This is a genomic window from Silvibacterium bohemicum, assembly GCF_001006305.1.
Taxonomy (GTDB): Bacteria; Acidobacteriota; Terriglobia; order Terriglobales; family Acidobacteriaceae; genus Silvibacterium; species Silvibacterium bohemicum.
Window position 1 is genome coordinate 1 of record NZ_LBHJ01000007.1, and the last position, 22,781, is coordinate 22,781.

Below are 22,781 nucleotides of genomic sequence, written 5' to 3' on the forward strand. Positions count from 1 at the left end.
CTAGCCGCGATCTGACTGAATCAAAAACAGGCCAAAGGCTAACCATCTAAGTGGCACTGTTTTTCCAGGCCCATCATTCCAGGCCCTTCAGTATCCCGAGGCGGATCAATTTTACGCGGCCATTCATTACTGTTTGGTCAGACGAGCTAGGATTTACTCAACTTGACGCGAGTAGTGCTTCGACATCTTTCCAGTTCACAAATGCCTCAGTTCTGTCCAAACGAAGGATATCCTCATTGCAAGGAATCAACTCCCCATCGACATATTTACGATGAAGCCTTGCCCCGGCGGGTTCGACAAGGATGATGTTGGGAATTTCCATTCGTTTATACTGTTCCAATTTCTCGAACAAGCGCGACACCCGGTCATCAGGGGAAAGAATTTCAAACACTGCAATCGGCGGCCGAGTTAGGATCTGATCCTGTAATTCTTCGTTTCGAACAAGTGTGATGTCTGGAATCTGGTAATGTTCCGCGGATACATTAACTCGCAATTTCGGCCTCGCACGCAACTGCCACTCTTTTCTATGGCTTCCAAACCATAGGATCAATGCTTCCTGCCACGCAGAATGCTCTTGGTCCTCCATGCAACTCTCCTCGATCCTTCTGTTTACGATATGCCTTATCAGCCAAAAGATAGTGAAAGAAAAGCCTGTTTATTCATGGGAGGACGAACCCCTGCTGGTCAAGATCTTCGAAAGGGTTTTGCGCGCACGGTTTCCAGGGTTTCCGCAAGACCCTCGAGATGTAAGTAACAGTACATGACATCGCATCATCGCCGCGTTTGAACTGCGGGACTAGGTAATATTTCTGCAGTTTGTGTAGACTCATGACATCTTGCATTTGCACGCTCTTCACTCGAAATCGCTTGGGTGCTTTCGATTCCCGTCCCGTGCCGCTTTCTCCTGCCAACGCGCAAAGATCGTAGCTGCTGCGATCTTCGGATTCGAATCTAAAAAATCTAACGGCACCCGCTCGCGAAAGTCACCGACACTGACAAGCGCGAAAAGTTTATTGTCGCGCCAATAGATCGCGTGCGCGACGGGACAATTTTCACAAGGCTTGAGACGCTGTAATTCCTCAAAAAGGCCATGCAGGTAATCATTCGGATTCATCGCTCGATTCCTTTCTTCTGCTCTGGTCCGCAGGTGGACGCGCGATCAAGACGATCGCTTACAGCTGCCGACGGACCGCCATGCGTACTCTGAGGAAAAATTTAGAGTACCGGGCGACATGTCAGCTGCATCTGGTTTGACACCATTTCTGGCTGTGCCTCGTCCGGGTCGAACCATGATTTCCATGCTAAGTCTGTAGCGAGTCTTTGGCTATTTTTTTGAAGGGCTCGATTTTTAGTGTCGTTCTGAGGGCCGTTCCCGGCTTACTTTGTGGCGCCCGGACCGCGGCGCTTGGCTAAGGTAGTCGAGTTCCATCAAGCCAAGGAGAAAAGTCCAGGCCAAAGTGCCTGGACTTTTTCGTTTCAGAACCCGATCGATACGTGTTCCAGATTGGGAACCCTCTCGTGATTTATTGGATTCAAAGTCCCTTCGTAACGCTGCCTACCCCTGCACATAGGACTAGCGTCATCGTGAGCAACGATACCCTGCCGGACTGTTTCATTTTCCCTAGTGTGGATCGTATTTCTGCGGAGGTGCGCAATGCATACAAGCAAAAGGACTGAGGGAAGTCCTGACGTTGTCGAGCCGGTTAGTTTTCTCTATAAAGTACGCGGCGCAAACCAGCCATCGATTATCAGAGCATCCGACGGCAATTTCTAGAGCGTGTTTCATAAACACTTCCGCAGCGTGATCCATAGGCAAGCGAGGTAGAAGAAGGCTCTGTAGGTTGAGAGGAGATGCTCATGGCGTACAAGCAGTCTGCGGAACTGGCCGAGCCAAGCGTTGGTGCGCTCGATGATCCAGCGGCGCTTGTAGAGTCTGAGTTTCCTGCCGTCCTCGTGCTTCCGTTTCTTGCTGTTCTTTCGATAGGGGACGATGAGGTCGATTCCTCGTTTCTTCAGCCGTTCGCGCAGCGGATCGGAGTCGTAGGCGCGGTCGGCGATCACCCGTTTCGGCTTCGTTCGCAGTCGGCCTTTGGGGCGAGGGACTTTGACCTCGGCGAGCGTGGCTTCCGCAAGCGTAACCTCTTCCGGAGAGGCACTTTCAAGCCGAACTCCCAGCGGAAGACCGCCACCGTCGACCAGTACCATCCACTTCGTGCCCTTGCCACGCTTGGTTTTACCGACGGCGGAGCCCCTTTTTTCGCCGGAGCGAAGCTGCCGTCCAGGAACGCCTCTTCCCACTTCAGTAGACCTTCGCCGTCGAGCGCGCCCAGCAACGCTCGCCAGGCATCGAGCCATACATCCTGCTCCTCCCACTGCTTCAACCGCCGCCAACAGGTCGCCGGAGAGGGATACTTGTCGGGCAAAAACCTCCACGCCGCGCCCGTCTGCAACACCCACAGAATGCCCTCAATCAAGGCAGTCACGGTTCGATGCCCACGGACGACCCCCCTTGTCCTTGCGGCGCTTCGGCTCAGGCAGCAGCGGATCGATCAGCACCCACTGCGCATCGTTCAACAACTCAAATCGCTTCTTGCTCATGCAAAAAGTTCATCAAATCACTCGTCTCTCGCAGAAGTCCACAGCTTGAGGCCGAATCTGTTTATGAAACACGCTCTACGTCATGAAGAGTCGCAGGCTCTTCGTCGACAGAAGCTTGCTTAACGAGGCCGTGGGCGTGCAACTCCTACCTCTCATAGGCCTCCCGGTGCCAGCATGGACTTCGGTGCGAGTTTCCGACGAGTATCTGTACCAGAACCCTAAGGGGTACCTGGGCATCTTTCTTCCACGCATCGAGGGGAGCAACGAGAACGTGATCCATGCTCGGAATGCCGGAGAGCGTGGATCGAGGGTCTGCACGTAGAACATTGGAGAAACGAACGAATGAATGTCCGCGTTACCTTTGCTAATCCCTTTTACATCCTGCTGTACTCCGCCGTACTGCTAACTCTTGGTTGGTCCATCGGCGCCGAGTGGGGTCATTCACGCACCGCTGGATGGTGGCTCCTTGCGGCCACCCTGTTGATGCTGATCCACGATACGGCGATGACGATCACGATCTTCCTGATCTCTATTGCGTTCGCGCAGCGGAACAAGGCTACGGGAGAGCAGAAGTAAAAACAATTTCGACTCTCACATAAACTTTCAGTCAACTAGGGCGTGTTAACACTATCTGAGAGCTTCGACGATGAGAGCGAAGGAGACGAAGGCGAGGAAGATTCAGTCTAGATTCTCGAATCTGGAGAAGACTCTGCGGAAGCCTTTCAGCCTTCGGAATAGACGTTCGATTTCGTTGCGTTTTCTGTAGAGTGCCCGGTTGAATCTCCAGGGATCGACGCGATTGGATTTGGGCGGGACCACGGGAACCATGTCCAGGGCGAGCAGGAGCTGGCGGGTTTCGTTGCCTTCGTAGGCACGATCCATGATCACGGGCATGCCGGGGAAAGAGCCCAGGTCGCGAAGCAATTCACGGCCCTCCGGCGCATCATGAGCATTGCCCGGAGAGAGCGCGAACGTTATTGCGGTCCGAGCATCCGCGGCAACCATATGAATCTTGGTGGTCCATCCGCCGCGAGATTTGCCGATGGCCTGCGGTCCGTTTTTTTTAATGCCCCGGTGCCATCTGGATGCACCTTCACCGAAGTTGAGTCTAGACTGAAGGCTTCGATACGAATGCGAACGATCTGTTCCAACTGCAGTTTCTCAAAGACACGATCCAAGGCTCCGCTCTTGGACCACCGGTTCATCCTTGTGTAGATGGTGTGCCAGTTGCCAAACCGCTTCGGAAGCCCACGCCACTTGCATCCATGCTCGGCCACGTACAACACCGCATTCAGAAACTGCAGATTGGATAAGTTCACATTCCCACGCTGCACAGGCAGGCTGTCCTTGATTCGCGCGTACTGCTCTTCGCTGATCTCCATCTCGGCATAACTTATCGCAACTGGATGGAAATAGTGTTAACACGCCCTAGAACAAACATGACCCAACTCGAGATTTCTTCTGTACCCCGCAGCCCTGAACTCGGCGTCTTGTTCGAGCAGGCCGCAATGAACGGCACCGAAGAACGTGAGATCGCACGAACGACCGGCCACCATTCGGTTGACATGGTTCGCCGCTATATCCACGGCGGTCGTGCCTTCGGCGCCAGCGCGCAACTGGGGTAGTAAAGGCCGGGAAGAGAAAGTTTCCGACCCTTAAGCCTATACCCTATAAATTCCATCCCACCGCCGCCACGCACATCGCGTGGCTTTTCTGTTTTTACGGAGGACTTCATGTCATTGATGTTTCCGATTTTCTCGCCGAACTCCAGGAACAACGGAGGCGCGAATAGGCCAGTGCGCTCGCCCGCTTCCTGCCTTCCCCCGACCTCCAATTGCCCGAGGCTCTGGGGGTAGCAATACGAAACCAACTGATGATCCAGCCGGTACTGGGCCGTTCACCACTGGCTTCGAGTGCCTCGACGGTCGGCATACCCTCCTGCGATCGTCTCGCGATCGAGTTTTGGTACTCGCAATATGGACCAGATGCCAACTGGTTGCTGGAGACGTTGTCGCGCAGGCGTTCCTCTGGGGCAACCTGGACGCTCAGCCAACTCCTCAGTCCCCCGCCACGATGCTGCGCGATGCTGTCAACATTCAGGCTGCCCGTGCCGTGCTCACGGAGATGGTCCGGAAGGAATTCCTCTTGAATGTCGCTGACAACCTCGAAGAGGTTGAAGCCATGCTGAAGGAGTGGATCAAGCAGACTAAAACACCGTCGGGCACGCTTTACAAGGTTGGCATAAACCAGGACCGGCTCTGGCTGCAACTGCTTCATGCCGGGTTCTCTCTGGGACAGCAAAGCAAGTGGGATTGCGACGAGGAGTGGCCCTTGTGGGAGGAACTGATCTCGGCCGTTCCGGAGATAGCAATCTCACGTGTCGCTCCGAACATCGAAACGGGACGCCCGTTCCGATATCTTCGCCGCTCCTGCAAATAGCCTCTGGTCCGCCTGCGCCGGACTGCATCTAGTCGCGACTATTCCTCGACCGTTGCTCCTCTGCTTCCCGCTCCGAAGAGACTTTCCGAGCCACTCCTCGCTGTAAATCCAACCTCACCCATAAGGAAACCCATGAATAACATCCTGCGAAACCAGGCCCTCCGCCTGGTGCTCTATCTCTATCGGGTCGGTATTGACCCGCATGTCAGCGGTGAGAGCTACCGAGAATACCTCTCGCAACTCACATCGCTCTATTGCGCAATTCCTTGCGAACTACGGCGAGAAGCTCGCCGGGAAGGCCGCAGGTTGATCAAAGAAGCCGGCGGTGTTGAGCCCGCAGCCGCTCATCTGCTGCCTGAGCCGAGGCTTCCTCCGACGATCACTGGTCCGTGGAAGGAAAGTTATGAGAAGCATCTCATTCGCATACTCGCGTGGCCGCCGGAGACACCGCCCTGCTTGGAGTGCCGGATCGGCGGCGTCCTTCCCAAGCGCTCCTGGCCCAGCCGTGAAGCGGCCGAGGAGTCGCGCATTCTACAGAACGATCCCGATCTCTCCTCCTACCGTTGTCCATATCAGCCAGGCTATTGGCATCTCGGCCATCGCTGATTACTAGCTAAACCAGTGAGCCCTGATTCTGTGCAAACAACGGGACGGTGTATCGGTAGAAACGGAAGCTTACGTTTCCGTAGCACGAAAGCCCGTCGCTTCAAAGCCCTTGAGGGCAAGAAGCGGCGGCCGCGAGTTGGTTGGTCGATGGCGATCAACTCATAGCGCTCCCCAGCGTGCCAGAACTGCAATATTTCAAATCACACGAAGTCCGCTACGTGCCCATGGCCGAGTTGGGCGCCGAGTTCCTCTTCCAGGTGATCGCGGAGCGGGCCGAAAAGGCTGCGGTGATCCTCACAACCAATCTGCCCTTTTCCGAGTGGACCCAGGTGATCCCCAACGCCCGGCTATGCAAGGCACTGTTGGATCGCATCACCGATCGGGCCCACATCATCGAAACCGGCACCGATAGCTACCGCTTCCGGCGAACGGTCGAGAAGGACAAGAGCAAACCGACGGGCTGATCAACGCCCTCGATGTACTTTGGGCTTCCGCTACGCTTCAGCCCGAAGCACATCGCCTCTCCAACCCATGAACCTGGTCCTTCAAACTTCCCTAGATGGGCCGAAGTTAACTTCCGCAAGTGGGCCAATATTAGTTGCCAAACTCACCTAGGGCATGGGAAACACCGAAGAACTCAACCTGAATATCTATCCCTTATAGAAGGAGCCCTATGAACTCTGATCTGTCGTTGGCTGCTATGCGCGGGTGGAAGATATTTCCGCTCGTGTATAGCAGCCGCTTTGCGGTGTCGCAGCCACTCCTGCACGACGCCACCTCGGATGAGGTGCAAATCGAACATTGGGAGAACCAATATCCCGAGTCAACTGGGCGTTGGCAACCGGAGAGGAGTCGGGAGTATTCGCCATCAAGTTCTCTCTCGATACCGGTTCAGCAACCATGCGGGAGTTTGGCGAACGTGATCCTGGCATCTCTCGCACGTTGCAGGTCCGCGGCACAAATGAGCTTCTCACATTTCTGAAATGGCCAGCAGCCGGATTGCCGACATTCACTTGCGGCATGATTGCGCCCGGCGCTTGCCTTCTGGCGGAGAAGAGTTATGCCCCCATTCCCGGTCCAGGTATGCAGATATATCTGCACCGTGAGTACGCTGACAGGGAAGCCCTAGCCCTGCCTGCGTCCGAGTGGCTGATGGAACGTATTCACCAGGGGGCCCACACGTACGGAGGGGTCCAGCTCCTTACATTTAGCCGGCTGCCGAATGTTGTCCAGTGTGTAGTCCTCCGCTTTGAGCGGAAGGGCAACCGTTGGTTTTGTGATTTTTATGAGTCATCTGGAGTTGCAAGGATTCGTGAAACGCTCATCTACCGTTCCAGCGATACGGTCGTTTCGCTAGCCATGCGCGGCGGAGCAATCATAAATTACGAAAATCATGTCCGTCTCTATCGAGAAATGAAAATCGGTCACGGCAGTGTCCTGCTGAATCTCACCTCCGAACAGTACAACAAGCTGATCGCCGCGTAGGGTAGGCCCCCTAAGTTCTCAAATGTTCTCCGCCAAACTCGCGTGTGAATGCGGACGCCCTGCACTGGGAGCTCGTGTATTCGCGTGCCCGAGCGTCAACCAGCCGACAGAAATCGCTGGCCTTGGCGGGATCATGCAATGCACTTGTGCCACCCCTTGCCTGACGCAGCACGCACACAGGCCCAACCTAGTAAAGGAGTCATCAATGCAAGACAACGTAGCGTGGACCTCTTCCCCCGACGGCAGGTATGAGGTGAACGTGACACGCACCGACGATTACCACGGAGAACTCACCATCTCAGAGGGCAATCAGGTTCTCAATCGCAAACCCGTCGGGCTATCGTACGGCGCCATCTTCGGACCGGACGTAGCGGACGTGACTGATTGGCAGAGGATCGCCGTCGAATGTGTGGACGGACAGAAGTCTTAGCTCGATCTGCCGACGCATAATTCGGATGTGGGTCGGTTTTCCACATAACCCTGATAGCGGAGGATTCCAGTGGCCGTGCTCCATGGCCTAGGAGTCCTTCACTTCCACATGAGGCACCAACAAAGTGCCTTGAAGTAGCGCACTGGGAGCGACATGGCCCCTGTGGCTGGAAGATTAACAGATGACTTCATACCAATTATAAAAAGCTTGAAATATGAAGGTGGAAATATAACTAGCGAATCCACTGCTGATCTTTCGCTATAGCCGATCCCTGTTTCTCTGGGGTTGTGCCGCCGGCATTTATTGGGACTTCGCACCGTCTATCGTCGTTGGTCTTGCACTCGAGGGAGTATCTTTGATGATTCCTGCATAACACGCTTAGATTGTTGATTTAGTTCTCGATTGTTGCAATGTGGTCACAGCAGACTGCTCGTGCCATACGAAATGGACTGCCCTAAACCGATGCTCGTCGCTTACGATGAAGCACATAGCCGGTATCCGTCCATCAGGAGGATGCTGGGTCTGATTCTCGGATGGAACATGGATAAAGCTTTTGAACCTGCCTCACGTAACGAAGAAAGAAGACAGGCGGAATGGCGAAAGCACCTTGTGCTCTCCCGTTCTTTCAGCCGCTGCACACCTCTACCGTGGGCTCACGGCGAGTGCGAATGTGTGTATTGGGATACGCATGTAACAGCTGCATCGGATCCGGAACGGAATGTATATCGGAAGGGTTACAGACGCAGATACCTCAATTGGGTAAAAGCGTTTTGCGAATCTCTCGATACGGATGTGGACAATGCCCTCACAAAGCTGTCGCGGGAGGGTCAGTGCATTCCGTGCCTGGGAAGAATGATCTATGAGTGTCTTGTGGTGGAGGTGGAAGCACCATATGCAGCACTGCTGAGCACGTTGCCCGGATTACCAAACACGAGAGTAACGCTTAATCTGGAAGCACCGACTGACCGCGCGGCCATTGAGGCCAGAGATAGTATGCGATCTGGAGCAATCGCTGCGCTCGTTATCTCCGTTAAGAAAATGTGCGAGCGGGCATACCTAAAAGAGCTTGTCAAAGTGCTTAATCATGGACGCAAACAGAACGCGGCGCACCAGCACTTGAAATTTGGTCGTCTACACTTCAATCTGATAACAACCGAATTCACCGTAAGTATGCTCAAGCAGCGAGCGCAGACTGGGACCTACAAGCGTGCATTCCAAGCATTGACCAAGAATCGTCCGATGGACCAATGGGGAAATATGGACTTTCTCCTGTAGCATTCACAGAAAACAATGGGGCTGTTCTGGATAACGAGATCGTTTTACTCGTCCAGAGCAGCTCTTTATTATTTGCGTGCTAAACGTGTGACCAGCGTAAGCGTCCGGAGTTCCCATCTGGCGGCCGACCGGTTATGCGGATGTGCATGTTGCATGATCCATTCAGAGGACGGGGATGCAGCGCGGCGCGCGCGAAGACGCAGGTCTGGGTCGGAGAAGCTTCAGATTGTGCGTTTAACGATGGAGCCGGGCGCCAGTGTCGCTGAGATCGCACGCGCACACGGAGTGAACGCCAACCAGGTCTTCAAGTGGCGTCTGCTGTTCAAGAGAGGCCAGTTGGTTGACGGCGCAAGCAGAAGAGCGGCGTTACTGCCGGTGACGATTTCCGCACAAGTAGAAGCCGCGCCGGAACCGAGCGAAGAAGCTGGTCCCCGGCAAGCGCCGAGTGGCGGCGCCATTCACATCGAGCTCGCCGGCAGAGCCAACATCAGCGTTGAGAGTGGAGCCGATGCAGCCCTGTTGCGCTGTGTTCTGGAGAGCTTGCGCAAGTGATCCATCTTCCAGCAGGAACGAAGATCTGGTTGGCAGCCGGGATCACCGACATGCGTCGAGGTTTCGATGGGCTCAGTGCACAGGTTCAGACGGTGTTGCAGCAGCAACCGTTCTCCGGCCATGTGTTTTTGTTCCGCGGGCGCAGAGGTGACATCGTAAAGTGCCTCTGGTTTGACGGCGACGGACTTTGTCTTTTCGCGAAGCGCTTAGAAAAGGGACGCTTCGTTTGGCCGCAGGCAACAGAAGGCGCTGTATGCTTATCCCGCGCCCAGCTTTCGATGCTGCTGGAGGGCATCGATTGGCGGCGCCCTCAGCGAACATGGACACCGTGAGATCGCGGTGTGATTGATTGCGCAGATTCCCCCGTGTTTATACGGGCGTAGTGGATGCGTTGGTGTTCGATCGATGGCATACTTTTGCCATGCTTCCCGCTCCGCTGCCAGATCTCGATGGGCTCGATCCTGAGGCGCTGAAGGCGCTGTTGATCGCGAAGCATAACGAGTCCGTCGAGCAGCACAAGCGGCTGCGTTCGACTTGGCAAGAGATCGAGCATCTGAAGCTTGTGATCGAGAAGTACCGGCGGATGATCTTCGGGCGCAAGAGTGAAAAGCTCACCAGAGAGCTTGAGCAGCTGGAACTTCGCCTCGAAGAACTGGAGACGACTCAAGCCGCGGATCAGCCAGCTGAAGATGCTGCTGAAGCTGAGCAGCCGGGCCCGCCCAGTTCCGTTTCGAAGCCAGCAGGAACGCGTCCAAGGCGCAGGCCGCTTCCAGAAGATCTTCCACGCGAAGTGATCACGCACATGCCTGAGCACGATTCATGCCCGTGCTGTAGAGGTGAACTTCGTCAGTTCGGAGAAGATGTTTCCGAACAACTGGAGCGCATCCCCGCCACGTTCAAGGTCATTCGCCATGTCAGGCTAAGTTCACGTGCTCTGCATGCGATCGCGTCGTCGAAGCTCCTGCGCCTTCGCGGCCGATCGCATACGGTCTGCCTGGACCTGATCTGCTGGCGCATGTACTGGTATCCAAGTTCGGCGGCCACCAGCCTCTCTATCGACAGTCCGGGATCTTCGCAAGAGAAGGCATCGATCTGGATCGCTCGACCCTGGCCGGCTGGGTTGGTGCGGCCAGGGAGTTGCTCGCTCCGCTGGTGGATCAGATCAGCAAGCATGTCCTGACCGCATCGAAGATCCATGCCGATGACACGCCGGTTCCAGTACTTGCGCCAGGCAACGGTAAAACGAAGACTGGCCGCCTCTGGACCTATGTCCGCGATGATAGGCCGGCTGCACAGATCACCGCCCCCGCCGTCTGGTTCGCCTACTCGGAAGACAGCAAGGGGGAGCATCCGCAGCGGCATCTGAAGAACTACTCCGGTGCTTTGCAAGCAGACGCCTACAGCGGCCTGCGGCACTTGTATGAGGGTGGCCGGATCTACGAAGTGTCGTGCTGGGCGCATGCTAGACGCAAGTTCCACGACATCCACGTGACTCATCGATCACCTATCACCACTGAAGCGCTCAACCGGATCGGTGCCCTCTACGGAATCGAAGAGCAAGTTCGAGGCAGGCCGCCCGATCTTCGCCGCTCTGTTCGCCAGGACCAGGCCAGACCGCTCTTCCAGGACCTACGCCGATGGATGGAGAAGGTGCGACAGTCGTTGTCGCGCAAGAGCGATACTGCCGGCGCAATCGCCTATGTTCTGTCGCACTGGCGTGCTCTCACGCGCTACGTCGATGACGGCCTGCTGGAGATCGACAACAGTGCGGCCGAGAGAGCACTGCGTGCGGTCTCCATCGGAAGGAAGAATTACCTCTTCTTCGGCGCCGACTCCGGCGGTGTGCGGGCCGCGTCGTTCTACAGCCTGATCGGCACCGCCAAGCTGAACGGCATCGACCCCTCGTTCTACCTGCGCGCCGTCCTGGCACGCATAGCCGAACACCCGATCAACCGCATCGCCGATCTGCTGCCCTGGAACCTGACTGCAACCCTCCAATCACACCCCGCAGAAGCGGCTTAAGACCCGAATAGGTGCCCACCTAAATAAGCGGACACCTATTTAAGGGTCGGTCCAGCCCGTCAACATGGGAGCTTCGCACGCTTACTGACCAGCGGAAGCTGTGGCAGTTATTCTTAGTCTGTTAGCGCTCGCGGTCAGATAGTTGTGGTGCGTCCGCCCAGAAGAATCCTCATCCCATTCCATTGAAAACGTGTGCGATGCTGCGCAAACGCGCCTTTTAGATTCCCACAACACCCCAGGCCCAAATCAAGTCGAGACTATTTTAGCGTCTGCACAAGATGCTGGTGACGACCGACCATCCGTGCAATACAACACGCCACTCCACTGAATGGTGCGGTTCCATCTGCGTGCGGCGCATCATCTCCATCGCGCCAAGCTGGGATACAACACAGTGTCTTAGCGCACAAGTCGATCCTTCACCAGCAGCCAGGCTCTTCAGACGCACAAGTTATTGAGCAGTGAGGATACCCGAGCACATTAAACCCACAACCCAACAATAACCGACGAATAATATGAAGAAAAAACAACGCAATCCCAAATCCGCACTTATTGATTCAGGCCAGGAACCGGCTGCCGTTTACGCTCGTATGTCGGACGACCAGCAGAGAAAAGCTAGCATCGATGACCAGATCCGAAACTGCCATGAGATGGCAGAAGAAAAGAGCTGGAGCATCAGTAAACAACACACATATTGCGACGAGGGCAAGACCGGAACGACGATGTTTGATCGGCCAGGTTTTGCGGCTCTACGTGCTGCATACAAACGACCGGATACTCCTTTCAGGAGGATCATCATCGACGACACCTCGCGCATGGGACGCAACGAAGCCGATGTGCATCGCGTCCTCGACGAACTCGAATACTATGGCATCCATATCTATTTTGCGAGCGATGGTCTCGACTCGCAGAACCCATGGTTCCGTGACGCTTTTTCTGCCAAGGCTAGGCAGGACGCGCAATTCTCAAAAACACATGGGAAGCGAGTGCGCCGTGGAAGGATTGGCCTCTTTGAAAAAGGGCTAAACCCTGGTTGGACCTGCTACGGCTATCGCAACGTACCGCTCCACAACGAAACCAATCCAGATGCTCGTGGTCGTGCTGCCACGCTTGGTATGAAGGAGGAGATTGATACGGAAGAGGCCAGGATCGTAGTCCTTATCTACATGTGGTATTCGCAAGGATTGAGTTTGCGCCAGATCGTGGTACGGCTAAACACCGATCGTATGCCACCTCCGCGCAAATGCGGCAGAAAGATTAAATCGTGCTCCTGGGCGCGGAGTGCCGTCGATTACATCCTCAAAAACGAGCGCTACAGAGGGATTCTGGTCTACGGGCGTACCACGCAGATTCGCAACCCCGAAAACGGAAAAATGACACAGCGCAGACACCCGGAGAGGGAGTGGCGCCGCTCGTGTCGTCCGGAGCTTCGTATTGTCGACGAAGATCTCTGGGGAAGGGTGAATGTGGAGCGGACGAGGCGGAGCTGTGTCGGCCTCGCCCGCGCCGGGGGACTGAACCGTACCGACAAGAGCAGGACATACTTTCTGAGTGGTCTCCTTGAATGCGGCGTCTGCGGGGCGAACTATAATCTTCGCAGCCATGGGCGCTACTCTTGCTCGAACTATATGTGGCGCGACGGCTGCTCGAACTCCGCGACATTCCGGCGCGAGGATGTTGAGAGGTCTCTGATCTCTGCCCTTTCTAACAAGCTCCGTAGCCCGGAGCTGCGCGAGTCCCTGGCTAAATCGGTCTTCACGTTTCTGAAATCCGAGAAGGCGCGAAGCAGGCAGAGTCACGACCATGTCGGCTCTCGCAAGGCACAACTGGAATCGGCACTGAAAGTCGAGGAAGGCCGCCGCGACAACCTTGTGCATGCGATCGCAGTAGGTGGCGATATGCGCTCGCTTGTAGATGCTCTTGCTGGCAGCGAAAGCGAGATCGAAGTTCTCGCACAGAAACTCGCAGAACTTACGCCTCCAACGACGAGCAAGGATGCCCGTTTTAACGAAATCCGCAAGTTTGTCGATCGGCATACTGATTCGTTCGAACAAATTCTACTCGGGGCCGCGGAGGCTCTGAAGATCGAGTTTCAGCGCCGGATCTCCCCGGCTCTGACTGTGACACCAGTTGACGAGAAAGAAGGGCGCGTCTTCTGCGTCACCGGAGGTATTGGTCTTTTCTCGCCTGCGGAGGGGGAGATGCTGTCCGAACAGGTAAACCAGATCGGACAGCACTGCACCATCCCCATCGACATCAAGATTCCATTGTGTGTGCTGCGGAAAAGGAAGAGTTCTGAGCGCGTGGCACACGCTGCTAAAACATCGCCACAATATGGCTAAGTAGTAAGTCAGCGATCAGACAAAAGCTAGCGAAGGACTCTACTTTCTTGTTGCAATGCTGGGTTAAATAGCCGCGCATGATCGCGCGAAATATACGGGTGCGTGTGGGGAACAAAGCACAAATCGGTTCGGGGCTGCGCCGGAATAACTGGCCGCGCAATACTGCCGCATCTGGTAGGCAGTCGAAAGCCGCGGAGGGACCATATCCCGATATAAGCCAGCGAGTGAAATCCGCTGCACATGCAGTGCCCGATCAGCAAGTCGCAACAGCAAAGGTAAGAAATGAAATATCTCCCGAGGTACAGGACTGGTTGAATAAAGTTGTCCTACCAATATTGAAGAAAGTGATTTTTAATGCCTGAACAATGTTCTAGAAACTCCTTGGTTGAACGATATGTAATTTATGCACGATACAGTATGGCGGGACAAAATGCGCTCTCGATTGAAGACCAGTTTCGTGTCTGCCGGAAATTTGCTCAGACTCGCGGTTGGATTGAGGTTGGAGTGTATTCCGACAAGGCGAGTTCAGGGGCAGGCGCAGACCGCAAAGACTATCAAGAATTGCTTCGTGCAATCTCAAGTCCGAACTGCCCTTTTACGGTTGTTCTGGTAGACGATACGAGCAGGGCCGGCCGCGATCTGGAAGAGACGCTTCGTCTGCATAACCTGCTGCGATTTCATGGCATCCGCCTGATTGCAATTTCCCAGGGAATTGACTCAACCAGTAAGCAGAGCAAGTTGCTTATTACGGTACACGGCCTTGTCGATGAGATCTATTGGCAAGAAATCGGATTGAAGACACATCGCGGTCTTTTGGGATGTGTTGAGCGAGGGACGAGTACAGGTGGACGATGCTATGGATACAACGCTGGTAAGATCTGGACGGTCAACCCCGAAGAGGCAAAAATTGTAATTGAAATCTTCACGATGAGTGCGAATGGGTACAGCCTCAAGAGGATTGTGGCCGTTCTTAATTCGCGAGCTCTCCCTCCACCCCGCGGGCGGAAAAATAACACCATTAATAGTTGGGCGCCTACCTGTATCCGCGAGATGCTGCGAAATGAGATCTACATCGGCAGGCGCAAATGGAATCAAAAAATGTACATTAAGCGTCCAGGTACGAACAAGCGCGTGGCGCGGGCAAGAGAGGAAGGAGATTGGATTTGGAAGGATTGCCCCGAATTTCGAATCGTATCTGACGAACTCTGGGCCCGGGTTCAACAGCGCCAGCGAATACTGAAAGAGCGTTATGCCAAAAGCGGGAGGGTGTCTCGTGGCGCTCATTCAGCCCATCTCTTGAGTGGACTCCTGATCTGCAGTGAATGTGGCGGCCAGCTTATCGTGATTTCGGGCACTGGCAAGTACACCACCTACGGATGTTCTCGTGCATTCAACCGGGCGGTGTGCTCCAATCGGGCCAAGATCAAAGAAGCTCATCTTGAAGGGAAACTCTTCGCGCAATTGCATACCGCGTTCAATACGTCGGAAGTCTTCGATTCGCTTGTTGAATCATTGATCCAGTTCCAGATGGAATTGCTCGCCGGCACCAAATCTGCCAAAAGGATCCAGGAGATCGAAACTCAACTCCGCAATCTGATTGGCGAATTGGCCCAGATAGGAGGCTCCCAGGCATTGCGAGCGGCAATTCGCGAACGCGAGGAGGAACTGAGAGGTCTTCAGGCACTCAAGAGCAACCGCAAGGAACTTTCACCGGCCGAAATTGCAAAAAAAGTGCAGGAAGCACTTCAGGACATCCCTGCACTTTTCAAGGTCGATCCACTCTTGGCCAAAGCTAAGCTGGCAGAGCATTTGGATCGCATAACTATGTGCCCTCAACCGGACGGCACCTATCTGGTTGAGGGGGAGTGGGACTTGCTCGGCGCTGCCTTTGCGCCACAGATGGTTGCGGGGGTAGGATTTGAACCTACGACCTTTGGGTTATGAGCCCAACGAGCTACCGGGCTGCTCCACCCCGCACTTTCATAATAGCAACCGATTCGGGGTGGGTCAATCGAGGTCGGCTGTTGAAATTCCTGCTCATCCCATTACTGGATCCAAGGCCGCCGCATACTGGACCCCGATCACCCAAGCACCAAAGGTGGAAACCAGCGAGCACAAGTCCGACTGGAGAGATACTCGAGCAGAGAGGGAAGTGGCTACTGCGGCTCGCTATAAGCCGCAGTGGAGAAATACCCGAGCCACATCTCCGCCGCTCCCGCGCATTATCGCGCCGCGGCGATGCGGAAGCTATAGGCATACTCGCCTGCTGGTTTCGCAGGCAGCTGCAAGTGCAGGCCGTCAGCCTCTTGCTTCCATGACACCTTTCCGTCAGAGCCCAGCAGAGTAACCCCTCCTACCTGAAAATTGCTCGCAGGGGTCAGAGAGTGAACGATCAGCTGCCCATCCAGCGGCCAGCCCAGTGCAATCGCATAGAGCGCGCCGTCTTTTGTCGTGAAGCGGATGTCCTGGGCGGTGAAGGTTCCCGCCGCATCATCGTGGAAGGAGCCACCAACAATCTTCGTCGGACCCTCCCCATAGATAGTCCATGGCCGCGTGCCGTAGATCGCGTCGCCGTTAATCTTCAGCCATGCACCGATCTGGCGAAGGATAGTCTGCGCTTCGTCGGGAATCGTCCCGTCCGACTTCGGACCGATGTTGAGCAGCAGGTTTCCGTTCTTGCTGACCACGTCCACGAGATGCCACACGATCGACTGCGGTGACTTGTAGGTATCGCCCTTGACGAATCCCCACGAGGCCTGGCTGATGGAAGTGTCCGTCTGCCAGTGCTGGGTGCGAATCTCATCCAGCCCGCCGCGCTCGATATCCAGCACGGTCGTGCCGTCGGGAAAGGCATCGTTCTTGCGGAAGAGCACCGGCTGCTGTCCCTGCTTGGACGCCTCGTTGTAGTAGAAGGCCGCAAAGCGCTGCAGGTAAGGCTGAAATTCCTTCTGCTCCACCCACCAGTCGAAATACACCAGCTCAGGATGGTAGCGCTCCACCATCTCGCCAGCGCGTGCCAGCCAGTCATTCAAATAAGCTGCATCGGGATGACCAGTGCCGTTCTTTTCCGGATCGATGCCGACGTGAGCCGGCCCATAAAGCGAGGCGTATTTCGGATCCTGCACATCGGAGGGGAACGCCCGTCCGCCATTCATGAACCAGTAGTGCTCGGCGCGATGGTTCGACGCGCCGAAGTGCAGCCCCTCCGCGCGAATCGCCTTCGCCAAGTCTCCGATAAGGTCTCGCTTCGGCCCCATCTTGCCCGCGGACCAGTCGGTAAGATTCGAAGGGAACATCGGAAATCCATCATGGTGCTCGGACACCGGAATCACATACTTTGCGCCCGACTCCTTGAAGAGAGCGGCCCAGGCTGCCGGGTCGAAGTGCTCGGCATGGAACATGGGGATGAAATCTTTATAGCCAAACTTCGTCTGCGGCCCGTAGGTTTCCACCTCATACTTGAACTCGGGCGAATCCTGGCGGTACATATTGCGCGGATACCACTCATTGCCGAAGGCCGGCACTGAATAGAGGCCCCAATGAATGAAGATGCCGAATTTCGCATCCTGGTACCACTCCGGGATCTTGTAACCTTTGAGCGAATCCCAATTGGGCTGGAACGGGCCTTCCCCCGCCTGCTTATCGACCGACTTCAGAATTTCTTCGCGGGCGTGGTCATATTTGGCCACCGATTTTTGCCAGACCAGATCGTCCGCGTCGGGCTGTTGGGCGAGGCAGGGAAGTGCGGCAATGAAAGCGGTACCAATGCAGGATGCCAGGACCATATTACGAATGCGCATTCAGTCTCCTTCAAACCGTGTATCCGTCTTGAAAGCCAGCTTACACCGTGAGGCTCAGGCCCTGGAGCGAGCCGTCACCCACGATTGCAGGCTGATAAACTCTATAACAAGCCATGTTTGAAAATCTTTCCGAAAAACTGCAGCGCGCCTTCAAAAATCTTCGCGGCCAGGGCTCCATCACCGAGGAGAACATTCAGGAAGCGCTGCGCGAAATACGCATCGCACTGCTCGAGGCCGACGTTAATCTAAACGTCGCCAAGGATCTTATTGAGCACATCCGCGAGAAGGCCGTCGGCCAGCAAGTGATGACGGCGCTCTCGCCCACCGAGCAGGTCGTCAAAATCATTCGCGATGAGTTGGTCGCGCTGCTGGGCAAAGACACCGCGCGCTTCCAGTTCGCGTCCAAACCGCCAACGGTGATCCTGATGGCCGGCTTGCAGGGCTCGGGTAAAACGACCACCTCCGGAAAGCTCGCCGCATGGCTGCAAAAGGGCGGCCATCGTCCCATGCTGGTTTCTGTGGACGTCTATCGCCCTGCGGCGCGCGAACAGTTGAAGGTCGTGGCCGCGTCCATCAAGGCCAAAATCTACGAGGGCGACACCAAGGGCGAAGCCGCAGGCACGCCTTTGGTAGAGCGCTTGGCCAAGGAAGCTCGCCGCGAAGCCGTCATCAGCGGCTGCGACACGCTTATCGTCGACACCGCCGGCCGCCTGCATATCGATTCCGACCTGATGGACGAGATGGCGAAGCTCAAGTCGCTGCTCGCACCGCAGGAGATCCTCTTCGTGGCCGACGCCATGACCGGCCAGGACGCGGTGCGCTCGGCTGAGGAGTTCCACAAACGGCTCGCGCTCACCGGCGTCGTCCTCACCAAGATGGATGGCGACGCACGGGGCGGCGCTGCATTGTCGATTCGGCACGTGACCGGCCAGCCAGTGAAGTTCATCGGCACAGGTGAAAGGCCCGATGCCTTCGAGCCTTTCCATCCGGACCGCATCGTCAGCCGCATCCTGGGCATGGGCGACATCATGACGCTCATCGAAAAGGCCGAGGAGACGCTGGATCGCAAGAAGTCCGAGGAGTTCGCCAAGAAGGCGCTCAGCGGCGACGGATTTTCGCTGGAAGATTTCCGCGATCAGCTCCGCCAGATCCGCAAGTTAGGCTCCCTGCAAAGCATCATGAAGATGCTGCCTTCCGTCGGCCCCTTTGCCGGCATGCAGCAAATGGCCGATCAGGTGGACGAAAAACAGTTCACTCGCGTCGAAGCCATCATCAACTCCATGACCCAGAAAGAACGCAACAACCACGAAATCATCTCCGGCAGCCGCCGCAAGCGCATTGCCACCGGATCAGGAACCAGCGTCCAGGAAGTAAATCAGCTCCTGCGGCAGTACGCGCAGATGCGCAAGATGTTCAAAGGCGTAGGCAAGGGCGGACTGCTGCAACGCCGCGCCATGGGCATGCTCGGCGGCATGAAGGGGCGCTAGCGTCCCAAGTCGGCGATTCCTTGCAAAAGTTTGTCATCCCGACCGTAGCGAAGCGGATTGGAGGGAGCTGGAGTTTTGAGCACCGGCGCAGGAGTGCGAAAGGAAAAGCGCTTAAGAGAGTGGAACGCTTTACGGAAAAAGAACCAATGAGCGGAGGGCGCTTCAGACGAAGCGCCCTCTGTTTTTTAAGTGAATTGCGGTAATCTAGCTTAAGCCAGCTTAGATGGAGTAACCTGCCATGACTGAAATCGGCGCTTTTGAAGCAAAAAACACACTAGGCTCTCTTCTTGATCGTGTCGAGCAGGGCGAGGAGATCATCATAACGCGGCATGGCAGAGCCGTGGCCCGCTTGGTTTCAACAGACGGGGCAATCGACCGGTCGCAGGCGCTTGCGGCAGCCGAGCGCATCCGCAAGCGAGCGATAAAGCTTAAAGGTGCGCCGTTCGAGTGGGAAGCGCTCAAAGCCGATCGTGACGCGGGTCGCCCTTGAGCCTGGTTCTCGATAGCTCGATCACGCTCGCCTGGATTTACATCGAAGAAACGACCAAGGAGGTCCGTGAGGTCGAGTCGCTCGTGATACGCGGAGGTGCGTTGGTGCCCTCCCTCTGGCGTCTGGAAGTCGCTAATATCCTCGAGATGGGCATCCGTCGTCGCCGCCATTCCGCAGCTTTCCGCGATGCTACGCTGGCCGACCTTGCGCTTCTGCCGATCAATATCGATCTCGAGACCGAACGGCATGCATGGGGTGCAACCGCGCGGCTGGCTGCGCGCCACCAATTGACAGCGTATGACGCGGCCTATTTGGAACTGGCGCAGAGGCGTGGACTGCCGTTGGCGACACTCGACCGCGAAATGCGAGCGGCAGCAAAAAAAGAAAAAATTGTTCTGCTCGGAATGTGATCTCGCTGCCATGCGAATCGCTCATCGAATCTCCGACGCTTTAATATAGGAAAAGCAGACAATTCCATGCCACACCTTCAAGACCAACTCGACGAGATCACCTCGAATACGCGCACGCTCGTCCAACCTGAGCGGCTGGCTGTGAGTGAACGTGCGGTCGAAGAGCTGTTCGCCACCGGCATCGAACAACAAATCCTGGCGGTTGGTTCGAAGATGCCCGAGTTCTCGCTGCCAGACGCAACCGGGCGCGTCGTTAAGTCCTCCGACCTGCTGGCGCTTGGACCGCTGGTCATTGATTTCTTCCGCGGACGCTGGTGCCCCTACTGTGTGACTGAGCTTGAGGCGTGGCGCGATCTCTATTCCATCGTTCGAGAACGCGGCGGCCTGCTGGTCGCCATCTCTCCGCAGACCATGCGGCAGAGTGACTTCATGCAGGATCAGCACGAGATCCCGTTCGCACTGCTTCATGACGCCGGCTGCAGCGTGGCCGCGCAATTCGGCTTGGCCTACCAGGTTCCGCCCTACCATCAGCAGCATTACCGCAGTGTGCTCGTGAATATCCCTTTTGTGAATGGGGATCAGAGCTGGAAGCTGCTCATTCCTGCTACCTACGTCATCGATCGCGATGGAACGGTCTTGTTCGCCGAAGCCCACGCCGACTTTCGCGTGCGGCCGGAGCCCGAAGACGTGCTGCCCTATCTGCCTTATCGTTCGCGCTGAAAGATCCGCCCCGGAGAAACCGTGAAGCGTATTTTGTGGCTGGTAATTCGTGTCGTAGTGGTGCTCACCATCGTTGTCTATCTCTGCGATTGGGCGCTTCTGCGCGTGAGAATTGCGCGCGGCCAGGGCTATAGCACGGTGCAGGTAGACGAATATCTTTCCACGCCGCTGAAAGGGAACAAAGCCGAGTACGACTACATGGGATCTCAGCCTGTAACCTGTGCCCGCTCCTATTTCCCTCACGGAACCACGCCATGCTGGTGGCTGAGACGTCATCCTGCAAAGTGGGAGTAGCCTAGAGGCTGTCCGGCTTTCTCGCCCCTCACACCCAAAATAAATTTGTCATCCCGACCGTAGCGAAGCGAAGTGGAGGAACCTGCAGTTTCCCTTGAGCCGGGCGACTCGCCTACTTCTCTTCGTGGTACTCCTGCTCGGTGTTGATCTTCCAGAGCGCCTCTTTTTCCAGATTTCCTGCCAGAATATTGTCGACGGCGGTCATCGCAGTGAGCATGGAGTGATCCTGGTTGTTGTACTTGTGCATGCCGTTGCGGCCCACCAGGAAGAGATTCTCAAAGCGGTTGAAATACGCAACCAACTCGTCGAACCTGTCGTACGTGCCGAAATATGCGGGATAGGTCTTCGGAACACGCACCACATGCGCATCGAGAACATCTTCCGCCTTCAGAATCCCGATCTTCTCGACCTCGCCGATAGCGAACTCGGCAATCGCATCGTCGTTCATCTTCCACAGCTCGTCGCTCTCGTAACAAAAATATTCGAGTCCGATCCACACCTTCGAAGGATCGGCGACCATGTACGGGCTCCAGTTATTGAAGATTTGCAGCCGCCCCACCAGCACGTCCGGCTCCTGAACGTAAATCCAGGTGTCCTTCAGCGTCGATCCATCCGGCTCGGTCACTGTCAGCTTGTCTACTAGCAATCCAACAGTGATGAAGTCCCGGTAGATGAGCCCATCGGCAACCTCGCGAATGCTCTCTGGAGCAGGAATGTCGAGACTGCGGATCAAGGTGCGAACCGGCATCGTTGAGAAGACATAATCAGCTTCGATGGTCTCGCGTGAACCGTCCGCGTAAACTGCTTCAACAGATGTCACCCGATTGCCGACGACGTTCAGCCGATCCACTCTGGAGCCAAGCCGCACTTCGCCGCCCTTTTGTGTAACCAGCGCTGCGACATGTTCCCAAAGCTGTCCCGGACCGTACTTCGGATAGAGAAATTTCTCGATCAGCGAAGTCTCGGTCTTCTTCTGCGCGATGTCCTGCGAAGATCGCCTGCTGAATGTGCTCTTGAAAAAGTGAACGATCGCCGTGCGCAGCGAAAGCCCCTTGATTCGCTGCGCTCCCCACGCAGCGCTGATCTGATCGCACGGAACTCCCCAGACCTTCTCGGTATAAGACTTGAAGAAGGTCAAGTAAAGCTCCTTGCCGAAGCGGTTGATCAGAAAATCTTCCAGCGTATTTTCCTGCTTCCGCGGAAACAGCCGGGCAAGGATGTAACTCGCGCCGATCTTCACCATCCGTATTGCGCCTAGTTTGCCCAGCGTCTTCGCGTTCAATGCCAGGGGATAGTCGAAGAAGCTGCGCAGGAAGTAAATGCGGCTCTTACGCGGACGGACCAGCATCACCAAGTCACAATCCGCGTCAGTCGCGGGCGTCTCCACAACGCGCTGTCGATTCCGATAGGAGATGGCCTCCGATCCCGCGCCATCCTCGGTCGAAGCAATGGGCATCAGCTCGGTCCACCAGTCCATCACGCGGTCGACCTTGGAAAAGAAGCGATGGCCGCCGATGTCCATGCGGTTGCCCTTGTACTCGATGGTGCAGGAGATGCCGCCAATGAGCTGCGTTGCTTCGAGGACAATGGGACGTATCTCGCTGCGGCGCAGGAACTCCAATGCCGCCGTCAAGCCAGCCGGTCCCGCACCGATAATCAACGCTGTCTTGCCTGAACTCATCGAATCACACCAACAGATTGGGCCAAAGAGAGAGACTGGCAGAAATTCAGATCGGGCAGATGCATCAGCGTGTTTTCGCGCCTTCCAGAAAAGTACATTTCGTTGTTCGAGCGTGAACGGGTTAGGGAAGCGAAGCGTCTTCCGTCGTGATCG

Annotated in this window: 23 protein-coding genes, 1 tRNA gene and 3 pseudogenes; 18 read left to right on the forward strand and 9 right to left on the reverse strand. The window is 55.9% G+C overall.

Annotated features, from left to right (window positions below; translation table 11 throughout):
• Positions 1–157: 157 nt before the first annotated feature.
• From XX99_RS14595 to XX99_RS28100, 5 genes and pseudogenes are all read right to left on the reverse strand, one after another.
• On the reverse strand, positions 158–637 hold the full coding sequence (locus tag XX99_RS14595; protein WP_311732249.1) for a Uma2 family endonuclease: 480 nt from the start codon (positions 635–637) through the stop codon (positions 158–160).
• 216 nt (positions 638–853) lie between these two features.
• A complete protein-coding gene (locus tag XX99_RS14605; RefSeq protein WP_050060161.1) occupies positions 854–1,114 on the reverse strand; it encodes a hypothetical protein in 261 nt (86 codons plus the stop codon).
• Between the two features lie 668 nt (positions 1,115–1,782).
• Positions 1,783–2,355: an IS5 family transposase gene (locus XX99_RS14610; RefSeq protein ID WP_082125589.1), complete on the reverse strand. Its 573-nt coding sequence runs from the start codon at positions 2,353–2,355 to the stop codon at positions 1,783–1,785.
• Between the two features lie 53 nt (positions 2,356–2,408).
• Positions 2,409–2,483: pseudogene (locus XX99_RS28675) on the reverse strand (hypothetical protein); the annotation flags it as partial.
• Positions 2,467–2,598, reverse strand: coding sequence for a transposase (locus XX99_RS28100; RefSeq protein ID WP_221302554.1), 132 nt, complete (start codon positions 2,596–2,598; stop codon positions 2,467–2,469). The gene XX99_RS28100 and the pseudogene XX99_RS28675, both read right to left, overlap by 17 nt.
• A gap of 342 nt (positions 2,599–2,940) precedes the next feature.
• Between XX99_RS28100 and XX99_RS14620 the strand changes: the two genes are divergently transcribed.
• Positions 2,941–3,174 carry a hypothetical protein gene (locus XX99_RS14620; RefSeq protein WP_050060164.1) on the forward strand — a complete coding sequence of 78 codons (234 nt, stop codon included), beginning with the start codon at positions 2,941–2,943 and terminating at the stop codon, positions 3,172–3,174.
• A gap of 102 nt (positions 3,175–3,276) precedes the next feature.
• On the opposite strand, the gene XX99_RS27280 is transcribed toward XX99_RS14620, so the two are convergent.
• A protein-coding gene (locus tag XX99_RS27280; RefSeq protein ID WP_156186000.1) for an IS5 family transposase occupies positions 3,277–3,980 on the reverse strand; the annotation gives its coding sequence in 2 pieces (ribosomal slippage) (positions 3,277–3,665 and positions 3,665–3,980; 705 coding nt in all).
• 57 nt (positions 3,981–4,037) lie between these two features.
• Between XX99_RS27280 and XX99_RS14635 the strand changes: the two genes are divergently transcribed.
• The 12 genes and pseudogenes from XX99_RS14635 to XX99_RS28680 all read left to right on the forward strand — a co-directional run bounded on the left by XX99_RS14635 (position 4,038) and on the right by XX99_RS28680 (position 15,690).
• Positions 4,038–4,223 (forward strand): site-specific integrase, encoded by a 186-nt coding sequence (locus XX99_RS14635; RefSeq protein WP_050060166.1) that lies wholly within the window; start codon positions 4,038–4,040, stop codon positions 4,221–4,223.
• Between the two features lie 337 nt (positions 4,224–4,560).
• Entirely contained in the window at positions 4,561–5,037 is a 477-nt protein-coding gene (locus XX99_RS14640) for a hypothetical protein (RefSeq protein WP_050060167.1), read from the forward strand.
• A gap of 132 nt (positions 5,038–5,169) precedes the next feature.
• Complete coding sequence (locus XX99_RS14645; RefSeq protein WP_050060168.1) at positions 5,170–5,643, forward strand: hypothetical protein; 474 nt, start codon at positions 5,170–5,172, stop codon at positions 5,641–5,643.
• 176 nt (positions 5,644–5,819) lie between these two features.
• On the forward strand, positions 5,820–6,107 hold the full coding sequence (locus tag XX99_RS14650; RefSeq protein ID WP_156186001.1) for an ATP-binding protein: 288 nt from the start codon (positions 5,820–5,822) through the stop codon (positions 6,105–6,107).
• A gap of 370 nt (positions 6,108–6,477) precedes the next feature.
• The gene (locus tag XX99_RS14655; RefSeq protein WP_050060169.1) at positions 6,478–7,128 is read left to right on the forward strand and encodes a hypothetical protein; all 651 of its coding nucleotides are present in this window, start codon (positions 6,478–6,480) and stop codon (positions 7,126–7,128) included.
• Positions 7,129–7,333: 205 nt separating this feature from the next.
• Complete coding sequence (locus XX99_RS14660; RefSeq protein WP_050060170.1) at positions 7,334–7,558, forward strand: hypothetical protein; 225 nt, start codon at positions 7,334–7,336, stop codon at positions 7,556–7,558.
• Positions 7,559–8,098: 540 nt separating this feature from the next.
• The gene (locus tag XX99_RS27285) at positions 8,099–8,833 is read left to right on the forward strand and encodes a hypothetical protein (RefSeq protein WP_156186003.1); all 735 of its coding nucleotides are present in this window, start codon (positions 8,099–8,101) and stop codon (positions 8,831–8,833) included.
• Positions 8,834–9,025: 192 nt separating this feature from the next.
• Positions 9,026–9,385: pseudogene (tnpA, locus tag XX99_RS28370) on the forward strand (IS66-like element accessory protein TnpA); the annotation flags it as partial.
• Positions 9,382–9,717, forward strand: coding sequence for an IS66 family insertion sequence element accessory protein TnpB (gene tnpB / locus XX99_RS14675; RefSeq protein WP_050060173.1), 336 nt, complete (start codon positions 9,382–9,384; stop codon positions 9,715–9,717). The pseudogene tnpA and the gene tnpB, both read left to right, overlap by 4 nt.
• A gap of 89 nt (positions 9,718–9,806) precedes the next feature.
• Positions 9,807–11,407, forward strand: a pseudogene (gene tnpC / locus XX99_RS14680) (IS66 family transposase).
• 512 nt (positions 11,408–11,919) lie between these two features.
• Positions 11,920–13,746: a recombinase family protein gene (locus XX99_RS14685; RefSeq protein ID WP_050060174.1), complete on the forward strand. Its 1,827-nt coding sequence runs from the start codon at positions 11,920–11,922 to the stop codon at positions 13,744–13,746.
• A 354-nt stretch (positions 13,747–14,100) separates the two neighbouring features.
• Positions 14,101–15,690, forward strand: coding sequence for a recombinase family protein (locus XX99_RS28680; RefSeq protein WP_375782567.1), 1,590 nt, complete (start codon positions 14,101–14,103; stop codon positions 15,688–15,690).
• Here XX99_RS28680 and XX99_RS14695 read toward each other — a convergent pair.
• Together XX99_RS14695 and XX99_RS14700 are read right to left on the reverse strand one after the other, a co-directional pair.
• Positions 15,647–15,723 (reverse strand) — tRNA-Met (locus tag XX99_RS14695). The two genes, XX99_RS28680 and XX99_RS14695, sit on opposite strands and share 44 nt — an antisense overlap.
• A 245-nt stretch (positions 15,724–15,968) precedes the next feature.
• The gene (locus XX99_RS14700) at positions 15,969–17,546 is read right to left on the reverse strand and encodes an alpha-L-fucosidase (RefSeq protein WP_050060176.1); all 1,578 of its coding nucleotides are present in this window, start codon (positions 17,544–17,546) and stop codon (positions 15,969–15,971) included.
• 113 nt (positions 17,547–17,659) lie between these two features.
• Here XX99_RS14700 and ffh point away from each other — a divergent pair, with 113 nt between their 5' ends.
• The 5 genes from ffh to XX99_RS14725 all read left to right on the forward strand — a co-directional run bounded on the left by ffh (position 17,660) and on the right by XX99_RS14725 (position 20,947).
• Complete coding sequence (gene ffh, locus XX99_RS14705) at positions 17,660–19,033, forward strand: signal recognition particle protein (RefSeq protein WP_050060177.1); 1,374 nt, start codon at positions 17,660–17,662, stop codon at positions 19,031–19,033.
• Positions 19,034–19,271: 238 nt separating this feature from the next.
• Positions 19,272–19,523 (forward strand): type II toxin-antitoxin system Phd/YefM family antitoxin, encoded by a 252-nt coding sequence (locus tag XX99_RS14710; RefSeq protein ID WP_050060178.1) that lies wholly within the window; start codon positions 19,272–19,274, stop codon positions 19,521–19,523.
• Positions 19,520–19,933: a type II toxin-antitoxin system VapC family toxin gene (locus XX99_RS14715; RefSeq protein ID WP_050060179.1), complete on the forward strand. Its 414-nt coding sequence runs from the start codon at positions 19,520–19,522 to the stop codon at positions 19,931–19,933. The genes XX99_RS14710 and XX99_RS14715 overlap by 4 nt, the downstream gene beginning before the upstream one ends.
• A gap of 66 nt (positions 19,934–19,999) precedes the next feature.
• Positions 20,000–20,653, forward strand: a complete 654-nt coding sequence (locus XX99_RS14720) for a peroxiredoxin-like family protein (protein WP_050060180.1) — start codon at positions 20,000–20,002, stop codon at positions 20,651–20,653.
• 21 nt (positions 20,654–20,674) lie between these two features.
• Complete coding sequence (locus XX99_RS14725; protein ID WP_156186004.1) at positions 20,675–20,947, forward strand: hypothetical protein; 273 nt, start codon at positions 20,675–20,677, stop codon at positions 20,945–20,947.
• 112 nt (positions 20,948–21,059) lie between these two features.
• On the opposite strand, the gene XX99_RS14730 is transcribed toward XX99_RS14725, so the two are convergent.
• A complete protein-coding gene (locus XX99_RS14730; RefSeq protein WP_050060182.1) occupies positions 21,060–22,628 on the reverse strand; it encodes an NAD(P)/FAD-dependent oxidoreductase in 1,569 nt (522 codons plus the stop codon).
• Positions 22,629–22,781: the final 153 nt, after the last annotated feature.

Coding starts and splice junctions, on each gene's coding strand:
- XX99_RS14610 (WP_082125589.1), bottom strand. CDS start 2,355: ATGGCTCGATGCCTGGCGAGCGTTGCTGGGCGCGCTCGACGGCGAAGG.
- XX99_RS14660 (WP_050060170.1), top strand. CDS start 7,334: ATGCAAGACAACGTAGCGTGGACCTCTTCCCCCGACGGCAGGTATGAG.
- XX99_RS14700 (WP_050060176.1), bottom strand. CDS start 17,546: ATGCGCATTCGTAATATGGTCCTGGCATCCTGCATTGGTACCGCTTTC.
- XX99_RS27285 (WP_156186003.1), top strand. CDS start 8,099: ATGGATAAAGCTTTTGAACCTGCCTCACGTAACGAAGAAAGAAGACAG.
- ffh (WP_050060177.1), top strand. CDS start 17,660: ATGTTTGAAAATCTTTCCGAAAAACTGCAGCGCGCCTTCAAAAATCTT.
- XX99_RS14730 (WP_050060182.1), bottom strand. CDS start 22,628: ATGAGTTCAGGCAAGACAGCGTTGATTATCGGTGCGGGACCGGCTGGC.
- XX99_RS14685 (WP_050060174.1), top strand. CDS start 11,920: ATGAAGAAAAAACAACGCAATCCCAAATCCGCACTTATTGATTCAGGC.
- XX99_RS14720 (WP_050060180.1), top strand. CDS start 20,000: ATGCCACACCTTCAAGACCAACTCGACGAGATCACCTCGAATACGCGC.
- XX99_RS28680 (WP_375782567.1), top strand. CDS start 14,101: ATGCCTGAACAATGTTCTAGAAACTCCTTGGTTGAACGATATGTAATT.
- XX99_RS14635 (WP_050060166.1), top strand. CDS start 4,038: ATGACCCAACTCGAGATTTCTTCTGTACCCCGCAGCCCTGAACTCGGC.
- XX99_RS14605 (WP_050060161.1), bottom strand. CDS start 1,114: ATGAATCCGAATGATTACCTGCATGGCCTTTTTGAGGAATTACAGCGT.
- XX99_RS14645 (WP_050060168.1), top strand. CDS start 5,170: ATGAATAACATCCTGCGAAACCAGGCCCTCCGCCTGGTGCTCTATCTC.
- XX99_RS14710 (WP_050060178.1), top strand. CDS start 19,272: ATGACTGAAATCGGCGCTTTTGAAGCAAAAAACACACTAGGCTCTCTT.
- XX99_RS14620 (WP_050060164.1), top strand. CDS start 2,941: ATGAATGTCCGCGTTACCTTTGCTAATCCCTTTTACATCCTGCTGTAC.
- XX99_RS28100 (WP_221302554.1), bottom strand. CDS start 2,598: ATGAGCAAGAAGCGATTTGAGTTGTTGAACGATGCGCAGTGGGTGCTG.